The sequence below is a fragment of the Streptomyces sp. BoleA5 genome (assembly GCF_000373665.1).
Classification (GTDB): domain Bacteria; phylum Actinomycetota; class Actinomycetes; order Streptomycetales; family Streptomycetaceae; genus Actinacidiphila.
In genome coordinates this window covers 157,143-168,148 of sequence record NZ_KB892099.1, presented here as the reverse complement: position 1 = coordinate 168,148, position 11,006 = coordinate 157,143, and the positions used below count along the sequence as shown (strand labels likewise).

Below are 11,006 nucleotides of genomic sequence, written 5' to 3'. Positions count from 1 at the left end.
CTGCTCGGCGCCCGCGTAGATCGCGAACGGCTGCAGGGTGACGACCGCCAGCAGGAAGACGATGGTCAGCGACGCCAGCAGGATGTTCAGCGCGATCTCGTTGGGCGTCTTCTGCCGGGCCGCGCCCTCCACCAGCGCGATCATGCGGTCGATGAACGTCTCACCCGGCCTGGNNGTGATGCGCACGACGATCCGGTCCGACAGCACCTTCGTGCCGCCCGTCACCGCGCTGCGGTCGCCACCGGACTCCCGGATGACCGGAGCCGACTCCCCCGTGATCGCCGACTCGTCGACCGACGCGACGCCCTCCACGACGTCACCGTCACCCGGGATGATCTGCCCGGCCTCGACGACGACGTGGTCGCCGAGCCTCAGCCCGGAGGCGGGGACCTCCTCCTCGCCCGACGAGGTCGCGCCGGGACGCCAGTCGGTGAGCCGGCGGGCGACGGTGTCGGTCTTCGTCCGCCGCAGGGTCTCGGCCTGCGCCTTGCCGCGGCCCTCGGCCACGGCCTCGGAGAGGTTGGCGAAGATCACGGTCAGCCAGAGCCACACGGTGATGACCCAAGAGAAGATGCTCGGGTCCTTGACCGCCGACAGGGTGGTCAGGACCGCGCCGACCTCGACCACGAACATGACCGGGTTCTTGATCATGACCCGGGGGTCGAGCTTCTTGAACGCCTCCGGCAGCGAGGTGAGGAGCTGCTTCGGGTCCAGCATGCCGCCGGAGACCCGGTGCGGCTGCTGCGGCTCGGTCGGGGCGCCCCCCGGCGACGCGGGGGGTTCGAGGGTGGTCAGGGACATCAGGACAGGCCTTCCGCGAGCGGACCCAGCGCCAGGGCCGGGAAGTAGGTGAGGCCGACGACGATCAGGATCACGGCCGTCAGCAGGCCGACGAACTGCGGCCGGTGGGTGGGCAGCGTGCCCGCCGTGGCCGGCACCGGCTGCTGGCGGGCCAGGGAGCCGGCCAGCGCCAGGACGAACACGATCGGCAGGAAGCGGCCGAAGAGCATGGCCAGGCCGAGCGCGGTGTTGTACCAGTCGGTGTTGACGGTGAGGCCCGCGAACGCCGAACCGTTGTTGTTGGCGGCCGAGGTGAAGGCGTAGAGCACCTCGGAGAAGCCGTGCGCGCCGGAGTTGAGCATGCCCGCGCGCTGACCCGGCAGCGCCATGGCGAGGCCGGCACCGATCAGGACGATCGCCGGGGTCGTGAGGATGTAGAGGGAGGCGAACTTCATCTCCCGGCCGCCGAGCTTCTTGCCCAGGTACTCCGGGGTCCGGCCGACCATCAGGCCGGCCACGAAGACCGCGATGATCGCCAGGATGAGGATGCCGTAGAGGCCCGAGCCGGTACCACCGGGGGCGATCTCGCCGAGCATCATGTTGAAGATCGTCATCCCGCCGCCGATCGGCGAGTACGAGTCGTGGAAGGAGTTGACCGCGCCGGTGGAGGTGAGGGTGGTCGACACGGCGAACAGGGCCGAGCCCCACACCCCGAAGCGCTGCTCCTTGCCCTCCATCATGCCGCCCGCCACGTGACCGGCCTGGCTGCTGACGCTGTGCAGCTCGTTGACGGTGACGACGGCGACCGAGGCGGCCCAGATGACGCCCATCACGGCGATGATCGCGTAGCCCTGGCGGTTGTCGCCGACCATGCGGCCGAAGGTCCGCGGCAGGGAGGTGGCGATCACCAGCAGCAGGTAGATCTCCAGCCAGTTGGTGAAGGCGTTGGGGTTCTCGAAGGGGTGGGCGGAGTTGGCGTTGTAGAAACCGCCGCCGTTGGTGCCCAGTTCCTTGATCGCCTCCTGCGAGGCGACCGGACCGCCGGTCAGGCTCTGGTGGTCGCCGATGAGCGTCGAGACGGAGTCCACGCCGTGGAAGTTCTGCACGGCGCCGCCGGCGACCAGCACGATCGCGAAGACGAAGGCCAGCGGGAGCAGGACCCGCACGACGATCCGGGTGAGGTCCACCCAGAAGTTGCCGACGCGGTCGGTCTTCCTGCGGGTGAAGCCCCGGATGAGGGCGGCGACGACGGCGATGCCGACGGCGGCCGACACGAAGTTCTGCACCGCGAGGCCGGACATCTGCACCAGGTGGCCCATCGTGGACTCACCCGAGTAGGACTGCCAGTTGGTGTTGGTGACGAAGGAGGCGGCCGTGTTGAAGGACACGCCGGGCGTCACGGCGGGCATGCCTATGGACAGCAGCAGGTGGCTCTGCAGCCGCATGAAAGCGTAGAGGAAGAGGACGGAGACGGCCGAGAAGGCCAGCACGCTCCGCAGGTAGACGGACCACTTCTGGTCCGCGTCACCGTTCACGCCACCGAGCCGGTACGCGAGGCGCTCGACGCGAAGGTGCTTGGCGGAGGTGAGGGTGTGGGCGATGTGGTCGCCCAGGGGCCGGTAGCTCAGGGCCAGCGCGCCGACGAGCGCGAGGATCTGGAGCCAGCCCGCGAGGGTGTCGTTCACTAGAACTTCTCCGGGTAGATCAGCGCCAGCACCAGGTAACCGACCAGGGCCACGGCGACGACGAGTCCGACGGCGTTTTCGACGCTCACAGCCGCTCCGCCCCCTTGGCCACGAGGCCGAGCACGGCGAAGACGGCGATGGTGAGGACGATGAAGGCCACATCTGGCATGCGGAGACACCCCGGTAGTCGAGTGGGGACGATGCCGCGCACCCGGTCGGGTCCGCGGCCCCGGTGGAGAACCGGTGTACGTAGCGAAGCGCCCCGGAGTACCCCCGACGGGGTTCGTTAGCGGGTTCCTGACGCGGGCCCGGAGCGCCTTGACGGCACTTTGACGGTGCCCGTGGGAACGGATGAGGGGCGATGGAGGGCGCGCCGGTACGGTCGGCCGCCGAACGAGGGACCGGGCGCGCGACCGGCGCGGGGCCGCGTCCCCTGGCGACGGGAACGGACCTCGGGGCGGGGCTTCCGGGAAGGCGCCGAGGGCGGTTCGCCCCGGCGGTGCGGAAGGACCCCGCCCGGTGGCGTGGGGAGCGGGGTCAGAACCGCACGAAGACGTTCTTCGGCTGGGTGTAGGACTCCAGCTCCTCCATGCCCTCCTCACGGCCGACGCCCGAGTTCCTCACCCCGCCGAAGGCGGCACCGGGGACGTGCGCCGAACTGGCGTTGACCCACACGTAGCCGGCGCGCAGGTCGCGGGCGGCGGCCATGGCGGTGTGCAGGCCGGTGGTCCAGACGCTGGCGGTCAGGCCGTACGGCAGCGCGTTGGCCTCGGTGATCGCCTGGTCGTACGAGTCGAAGGGCGCCGCCACCAGCACCGGGCCGAAGATCTCCTCCTGGAACAGCGGCCCGGTGGGGCCGGCGGGGGCGGAGAAGAGGGTGGGCCGGACGTAGTAGCCGGGGCGGTGCAGGGCGCTGCCGCCCGCGACGAGGCGCAGGGCGGGGTCGGAGAGCCCCGCCCGGATGTAGGAGGTCACCTTGCGGTAGTGCTCCGCCGAGACCAGGGGGCCGATGTCCGTGGCGGGGTCCGCCGGGTCGCCGAGGCGCATGGCGTCCATGCGCCTGCCCACCTCGGTCACCACGTCCTCGTACAGCGAGCTGTGGACGAGCAGGCGCGAGGTGGATCCGCAGCTCTGGCCCTGCCAGGTGAAGTTCATGCCCGCCACCGCGCCGTCGACCGCGGCGTGCACGTCGGCGTCGGCGAAGACGATCAGCGGGTTCTTGCCGCCCAGTTCGAGGGTGACGGTCTTGACCGCGGCGCTCGCCGCGCGGGCCTGGACGCGGCGTCCCGTGGTGGACGAACCGGTGAACGCGATGCGCGGGACGTCGGGGTGGGTCACCAGCCGTTCGCCCGCGTCGGGGCCGATGCCCGGCACGATGTTCAGCACGCCGGGCGGGACGAGGCCGGCGGCGAGTTCGCCCAGGCGCAGCGCGGACAGCGAGGTCGCCTCGGCGGGCTTCAGGACGACGGTGTTGCCGGCGAGGAGGGGTGCGGCGATGCGGGCGGCCGCGAACAGCAGGGGGTGGTTCCAGGGGACGATCCGTCCGACGACGCCGAAGGGGTCGCGCAGCGTGTAGTCGAGGGCGTCGTGGTCGGCCATGGGGATGGTCTGGCCGCGCAGTTGGAGGGCGAGTCCGGCGAAGTAGCGAAGCTGGGCGACGGCCGCGCGGAAGTCGCCCCGCATGACCCCTATCGGGCTGCCGTTGTCGATGGTGTCGGTCCAGGCCAGTTCCTCGCCGTGCGCCTCGATCGCCTCCGCGAGCGCGACCAGCACCCGCGCCCGGTCCGCGACGGAGGTGGCCGCCCAGGCGGGCGCGGCCGTCAGGGCCGCCTCGACCGCGGCGTCGACGTCGGCGGCGCCGCCGAGAGGTATCCGGGTCACCACGGTCTCGTCCGCGGGGTTGATGACGTCCATGGTGTCGCCCGAGGCCGCTTCGGTCGCCGCGCCGCCGGTCAGCATGCGCCAGGGGCGGTCCACGATCTCGCTCGCGGTCGGTCGTGCGCCGGTCGCGCCGTACGGATTCGACAGCTCCGAAATACGCATAACCTCCAGGCTCGCACCAATATGTGCCACCTACAGGGGTTGAATGTTCTCTATCGGGCAAACAGCGCGTATAGCACAGGCCAAGGAACCGTCCAGCGCCGTGCAGGGCCGACTCAGCCGTCCAGCCAGCCGCGTTCACGCGCGAGGAGCGCGATCTGGAACCGCGTCCGGGCGCCGAGCGCGGTGCCCGCCTCACTGACGTGTTTCTGCACCGTCCGGCGGCTCACGCCGAGCACCCGGGCGATGGCGTCGTCCTTCATCCCCGTCGCCATCAGATGGAGGATCTCCCGGGTCCGTTCGTCGGTCTCCACCGCCTCACGCTCGCGGCGCGGGGCGGGCCAGTCCTGGCGGCTCTCCAGCGAGACCGGTGTCGCGCGTTGCCAGATGCCCTCGAAGAGCGCCACGCACACCTCGATCAGGGCCGGGGAGTACACCACCAGCGAGCCCGCCGAGGGGCGGTCGCCGTGGAGCGGGAGAAGGGCGGCGGTCCGGTCGAAGAGGGCCAGCTTCACGGGGAGCCGCGAGCCGAGGCGGAATTCACCGCCCACCGCGGTGCCGCGGATCGCGGTCTGCAGGGACACCTCGTCCGTGAAGCCGTCGGCCTCGTACACCGACCGCAGCCGCACGCCGGGGGTGACGGCGGTGCGGTCCGGGTCCCGGTGCCCCGAGTCGTCCGCGGTCTCCGTCACATACGGTGGTTTCGCCAGGTGCAGCACCTCGCTCCGGCTGCCCTTCAGCAGGTGCGCGTAGCGGGCGGCCACCTCGTCGGCGTGCTCCAGCACCTCCACCAGGTCGGGTGCGCCGGGGTGCGCGGCGGAGCGGTAGAGCTCGTCGAGCTGCTCCATGAACAGCTCCGTGCGGGCCAGTTCGCTCCGCCGTCGGGCGAGCAGCGAACCCAGTGACGAGCGCGGTGGGCCGGCCTTCCAGCGCGGGGACCCGCCGGGGATGCGAATGACCAGGAGTTCGTCCTCCAGCGCCCGCAGGGCGCGTTCGGCCCCGCCCGCGGACGTGCCGACCGCCTCGGCCACCGCGGCGGCGTCCGCCGAGGGGTGGCCCACCAGGAACTCCAGGACCCGCGCGCCCAGAGGGTCCAGCCCCGTACCCGCCCAAGGACCTCCCGACGAGACATCCATGCCGCCTGCCACCCCTGTACGTCCGCGCACCGGCTCATGATCGTACGCCTCGCCGAACGGCCGGCGGGGGCCCGGTCCGGCGTGCGCCGGTCCGGGCCCCCGTCGGGGTGGTGCGGTGTCGCGGCCGCTCAGCGGCAGGTGCCCGCGGGGCGGGCCCGGGTGACCAGGTCGGTGTCCGTGGTGGTGGTGTCCATCCACAGGACCCGGCTCCCGGCGCCCGCGGCGGCGTTGGACTGCTGGCCCTTGCTGCAGGAGACCCGGCCCAGCGGTGCGCCCTGCGGGGTGAACTGCCAGAGCTTGGCCAGCGAGTCGTTGTAGTCGTCGAAGACCTGCGAGAACGAGGAGTACAGGGTCAGCGTGACCGCGGTGTCCGACGCCGTGAGGCCGTACGCCCGGACGGGGTGCGGGCCGTTCTCCGTGATGACGTCGGTGACGGCCGAGCCGTCGAGGGACGCCCGGCGCAGGGTGGTGAAGGCGTCATCGGTGTAGTCGGTGTCGATGAGCCAGTACACACCGGCCGCGGTGATCACCGGGGTGCTGATCCACTCCGGCTGCGACGGCGTGCCCAGGGCCGTGGTCCTGCCGGTCCTGGTGTCGAAGACCTCCACGACGATCCCGTAGGTGCCGTCGAACATGCCGTCGTGGATGTACGCGATGCGCCCGTCCTTGACGGCGGGCTCGGCCGTCTGGTTGTAGTCCCGGCCGACCGGCACCTCGCGCGGCGTGGTGTCCCCGCCCTTCAGGTACAGCACCCGCTGGAGCGAGGTCGCCTCGTCGCGGCGGGACCAGGCGACCGTGTCCCCGTCCACGCTCAGGCCGCTGATCTCCGAGCCGGTGCTGTACAGGGTGGTGACGCGGCCGCCGCCGACGGGGGCGGACAGGATGTCGTAGGTGCGGGCCCAGGGGTCGTCGCCGGGGGCGTCGCCGACCGCCACCCACACCACGCGCTTGCCGTCGGTGACAGGGCTGAGGTGCGAGCGCCCGTCGACCGGGGAGATCCGGCGGGGCTTGCCCTTGCCGTCGGTGCGCCCCGTCCACACGGCGTACGGCTCGGTGCCGTCGGCGTCGGCCGACTTGGGGGCGGCCCACCAGTCGCCACCCGCGCTGGGGGCGTTGCCGGTGCCGACGAACGCCATCAGGGTGCCGAGCCGGCCGAGGAGGACGTCGCTGTCCAGGCCGAGGCTCTTCTCCCAGCCGGGGACGATGCCGTGGGCGTCGAAGGCCTGCTTCACCTTCGCCATGCGGTCGCCCTTGACGTGCAGCGCCTTGGCGGCGGCGACAACCGCGTCACGGCCCTCGTCGAAGCCGTCGAGGGGGGTGATGTAGGAGGTGAGCGCCTTGTACACGATCTGGTCGGCGAGTTCGCCGCCCAGGCTCTCACGGATGTCCCACAGCGCGCCGCTGAAGATCGTGGAGTTGACGTGCACGCCGCCGTTGTCGTACGAGGAGCCGAGGGGCAACCCGAGGAAGCCCTTCGTGGTGGCGCCGTCGTTGAGGTCGCGGAAGGCGCAGTCCTTCGGCGCCCTGGTCCGGCAGAGGTCGCCGCCGATCAGGCTCGCCTCGGGGTCCGTCATGGAGGTGCGGTTGACGGTGATGTCGATGGCGTTGCCGAAGTAGTCGGCGATGGCCTCGTTCATGGCGCCGGACTGGCCGGCGTAGACGAGGTCGGCGGTGTGCTCGACGACGCCGTGGGTCATCTCGTGGCCGACGACGTCCAGGTCGGAGGCGAGGGAGCGGTACTCGTCGTCACCGGTGCCGTAGACCATCTTGGTGTGGTCCCAGAAGGCGTTGACGAACGGCGAACCGAAGTCCGTGACGCCGACGAGGGAGTTGATGGCCATGCCCTTGCCGTCGAGGCTGTCCCGCTTGAAGGTGCCCCGGTAGAACTCGTAGACCTTCCCGGCCGCCCAGTGGGCGTCCACGGCCCCGCTGTCGGTCATCTCCTGCGGTGCCTTCGTGGTCGGCATCGCGAACGGCACGACGCTCTCGGGCCACTGACCCGACACGTCCTGGTACCAGACGCTGGAGGCGTCCCAGGTCTGGATGACGTTGTGGCTCTTGCTGTCCGCCATGTGCGCCGAGTCGCGCAGCAGGTACTGGCCGGTGGCGGCGTCCTTGGTGAGGTTCAGCGGGACGGTCGCGCCGTGGAGGAGGACACCGCTGCCGGTGACGCCCGTCGATCCGCTCGCCGGAGCGGCGGGCGCGCCGTCCCGCATCGAGGTGCCGCTGCGCTGCGCGGCGACGCCGGCGGAGGCCGTCGGGGAGAAGGTGGGCAGACCTCCGTACTCGAAGACCGCGATGCCGGTGGCGGCGTCGACGAAGACCTCCTGCACCACGGGCGAGCCGGTGGCCGGGTCGGTGCCGCGCACGGTGACGTGGCGGGCGAGCACGCCCTTGCCGGTGGGCAGCACGGTCAGCCCGCGGTCGGTTCCGGTCAGGCCGTCCTTGGCACTCTTGGCGTGCGACGGGCGGTAACCGCCCCTCGCCAGCTCCTCCCGCACCTGCCGCACCGCGTTCTGCACCGCGGCGGGGGCGGGGAGGGTGGAGCGGGTGGTGTCGAGGTCGAGGGCGGTGAAGTAACTGCCGGAGGTGCCGGTGACGGTGCGTTCGCCGTCCTTGTGGGTCATGCGGACGACGTACTGGGCGCCCAGGACGGGGATGCCGCGGTACTTCTGGCCGAGACGGACGGTCTCGGTGCCGTCGGCGTCGGTGGTGACGGCGTCGGTGGCCAGGTCGCGGTCGGGGGCCGGGATGCGGTAGCGGTCCTGGTGGCCGGCCAGGTGGGCGCGGGCGGCGGTGGCGGCGGGCAGGGAGGCGTCGGCGGGCTCGGCGAGGCCGTCGACGAGGGCGGGGGTGGCGGTGGAGGGCTGCGGCGTGGGTGCCGTCCCGGTGCCGGGGGTGGGGTCGGCGGCGTGGGCGGGGGCGGTCAGGCCGGTGACCCCCAGGGCGACGGCGGCGGCCAGCAGGAGGGACAGGCCGGTGCGGCCGGTGCGGTGAACCGGTCTGGGCCGTATGCGTGTTGACATGGACGAATGCCTCCGGCAGCCCGGAGCGACCCCGGGCTCGGTAGTGGGACATCGGATGCTCGGCGCACCATCGCGCCCGCGGCTCGCACTGCACCCTGCTGGCGATCACACCCGGGTGACAAGACGAAATCCGGGGGGAGTACGCGCAGTTGCACAGATGCGAAGCCGAAGCGCGTGCGGAGGGCACCGAAGTGCCCGATGTGGTCCCGGTACCGGAGGAAGGGCCGCTTCGTACGGCCCTGACACGCTCGTCGCGTACGCCCCCGCGACTCCCCCGGGCGCGGGCACCCGGTCGCCCCGCCCGCCGTGCGGCGGCGGCCGGGCCGCCCGATACTGCTGACGAGCGACGCTGGAGGTCGGCGATGGGCCGTTTCGACGGGAAGACCGCGGTGGTCACCGGTGGGACCACCGGCATCGGGCTGGCCGCCGCCGAGCGCCTGGCCGCGGAGGGTGCCCACGTGTTCCTCACCGGCCGCCGCGAGCCGGAAGTGCGCGCGGCGGTCTCGGCGATCGGCCGGGACAGGGCCACCGGAGTACAGGGTGACGTCGCCGTCCCCGCCGACCTGGACCGGTTGTACGCGCAGGTCGAGGCAGCGGGGCGGCGGATCGACGTCCTCTTCGCCAACGCGGGCGGGGGCAGGATGGCCCGCCTGGAGGAGGTGACGGAGCAGGACTTCGACGACACCTTCGGGGCGAACGTGAAGGGTGTGCTCTTCACCGTCCAGAAGGCGCTGCCGCTCCTCAACGACGGCGCCTCGGTCATCCTCACCGGCTCGACGGCGGGCAGCGGCGGGGCCGAGGCGTTCACCGTCTACAGCGCCTCCAAGGCCGCGGTGCGCTCGTTCGCCCGGACCTGGGCCAACGAGCTCAAGGGGCGCGCCATCCGGGTCAACACGCTGAGCCCTGGACCGGTCGAGACCCCGGGGATCCACACCCTGGCGCCCGGTCCCGACGAGGACGGCCGCCTGATGGAATCCCTGGTCGCCGCGGTGCCGCTCGGACGGCTGGGCCGGCCCGAGGAGGTCGCCGGCGTGGTCGCCTTCCTCGCGTCCGACGAGAGCACCTTCGTCACCGGCGTGGAGCTCTTCGTCGACGGCGGCCAGCAGCAGGTGTGACCCCGCCCCCCTCCCCCGCCGCCGCGGGCGAGCGCGCGTCCCAGCCAGTGAAAACCGTTCGGCCGCGCGCCCGGTCCGGGGCCGTCCGTCGGCGCCCGGCATGACGTTTTCGCCGCTGCCCGCAGCATGCGTCTGTCCCTACCCGTGCCGAACGGTCCACGTCTCCGGAAGCGGGCGCTTGACACGCCCCGCAGGCCGACCTAGTTTCTTAGTGACCACTACATAACTCGCCACCCCGTCTCGCGCCGCCCGGAACGCGGCGCACGGGGGGCGTTGGAGGCCACCCCTGCGGCGATATGTAACGGCTTTCGTTACGTCCAGGCGCGGCAATCCTCAATGCGATTCGGAGCAACCTCATGGGACAGCTTGACGGCAGGACCGCCATCGTCACCGGCGGCACCAGCGGCATCGGCCTCGCCACCGCGCGGCGATTCGCCGCCGAGGGCGCGCACGTGTTCCTCACCGGCCGCCGCAAGGACGCGCTCGACGCCGCCGTGACGGAGATCGGACCCGACGCCACCGGCGTCCACGGCGACGTGTCCGACCCGGCCGGCCTCGACCGGCTCTACGAGGCCGTCGGCCAGCAGGGGCGCCGCGTCGACGTGCTGTTCGCCAACGCGGGCGGCGGCAGCTTCTCCACCCTGGAGCAGGTCACCGAGCAGCACTTCGACGAGATCTTCGCGAACAACGTCAAGGGCCTGCTGTTCACGGTCCAGAAGGCGCTGCCGCACCTCAACGACGGCGCCTCGGTCATCCTCACCGGCTCCACCGCGGGCTCCGTCGGCAGCGAGGCCTTCGGCGTCTACGGGGCGTCCAAGGCGGCGGTGCGCTCCTTCGCCCGCACCTGGGCCAACGAGCTCAGGGGCCGCTCGATCCGGGTCAACTCCATCAGCCCCGGCCCGATCGACACACCTGGCATCGACGGCCTCGCGGCCGACGCCGAGGGGAGGGCACAGCTCAAGGGCTTCCTCGCGGGCCAGGTGCCGCTCGGCCGGATGGGCCGGCCCGAGGAGGTCGCGGCGGCGGCCGTCTTCCTCGCCTCGGACGAGAGCAGCTTCATCACCGGCATCGAACTCTTCGTCGACGGCGGCGTCAACCAGGTCTGACCGCCACCGCGGACCTCCCCGCCGCGGACGGGAGGTGCGGGGCGGCGGACGCCGCCGCGTCCGCCGCCCCGCCGCCTGCCGCGCCCGTCGCGACAGCCGTACGCACCGGCACCACCAG

General features: G+C 72.1%; 8 protein-coding genes and 1 pseudogene. 2 read left to right on the top strand and 7 right to left on the bottom strand.

Going from position 1 to position 11,006, the window contains the following annotated elements; genetic code table 11:
- The 7 genes and pseudogenes from B085_RS0115035 to B085_RS0115005 all read right to left on the bottom strand — a co-directional run.
- Nucleotides 1-801: pseudogene (locus B085_RS0115035) on the bottom strand (potassium-transporting ATPase subunit B); the annotation flags it as partial.
- Complete coding sequence (gene kdpA / locus B085_RS0115030; protein ID WP_018559387.1) at nucleotides 801-2,465, bottom strand: potassium-transporting ATPase subunit KdpA; 1,665 nt, start codon at nucleotides 2,463-2,465, stop codon at nucleotides 801-803. The gene kdpA and the pseudogene B085_RS0115035, both read right to left, overlap by 1 nt.
- On the bottom strand, nucleotides 2,465-2,554 hold the full coding sequence (gene kdpF, locus B085_RS46220; RefSeq protein WP_018559386.1) for a K(+)-transporting ATPase subunit F: 90 nt from the start codon (nucleotides 2,552-2,554) through the stop codon (nucleotides 2,465-2,467). Before kdpF ends, kdpA begins: the two co-directional genes overlap by 1 nt.
- Nucleotides 2,551-2,676 (bottom strand): hypothetical protein, encoded by a 126-nt coding sequence (locus B085_RS51440; protein WP_267881087.1) that lies wholly within the window; start codon nucleotides 2,674-2,676, stop codon nucleotides 2,551-2,553. The genes kdpF and B085_RS51440 overlap by 4 nt, the downstream gene beginning before the upstream one ends.
- A gap of 326 nt (nucleotides 2,677-3,002) precedes the next feature.
- Nucleotides 3,003-4,508 carry an aldehyde dehydrogenase family protein gene (locus B085_RS0115015; RefSeq protein ID WP_018559385.1) on the bottom strand — a complete coding sequence of 502 codons (1,506 nt, stop codon included), beginning with the start codon at nucleotides 4,506-4,508 and terminating at the stop codon, nucleotides 3,003-3,005.
- A gap of 113 nt (nucleotides 4,509-4,621) precedes the next feature.
- Nucleotides 4,622-5,641: a helix-turn-helix transcriptional regulator gene (locus tag B085_RS0115010; protein WP_026251049.1), complete on the bottom strand. Its 1,020-nt coding sequence runs from the start codon at nucleotides 5,639-5,641 to the stop codon at nucleotides 4,622-4,624.
- Nucleotides 5,642-5,769: 128 nt separating this feature from the next.
- Nucleotides 5,770-8,667 (bottom strand): M4 family metallopeptidase, encoded by a 2,898-nt coding sequence (locus B085_RS0115005; protein WP_018559383.1) that lies wholly within the window; start codon nucleotides 8,665-8,667, stop codon nucleotides 5,770-5,772.
- Nucleotides 8,668-9,029: 362 nt separating this feature from the next.
- Here B085_RS0115005 and B085_RS0115000 point away from each other — a divergent pair, with 362 nt between their 5' ends.
- Together B085_RS0115000 and B085_RS0114995 are read left to right on the top strand one after the other, a co-directional pair.
- Nucleotides 9,030-9,782 (top strand): SDR family NAD(P)-dependent oxidoreductase, encoded by a 753-nt coding sequence (locus B085_RS0115000; RefSeq protein ID WP_018559382.1) that lies wholly within the window; start codon nucleotides 9,030-9,032, stop codon nucleotides 9,780-9,782.
- A gap of 356 nt (nucleotides 9,783-10,138) precedes the next feature.
- Nucleotides 10,139-10,888, top strand: a complete 750-nt coding sequence (locus tag B085_RS0114995) for an SDR family NAD(P)-dependent oxidoreductase (protein WP_018559381.1) — start codon at nucleotides 10,139-10,141, stop codon at nucleotides 10,886-10,888.
- Nucleotides 10,889-11,006: the final 118 nt, after the last annotated feature.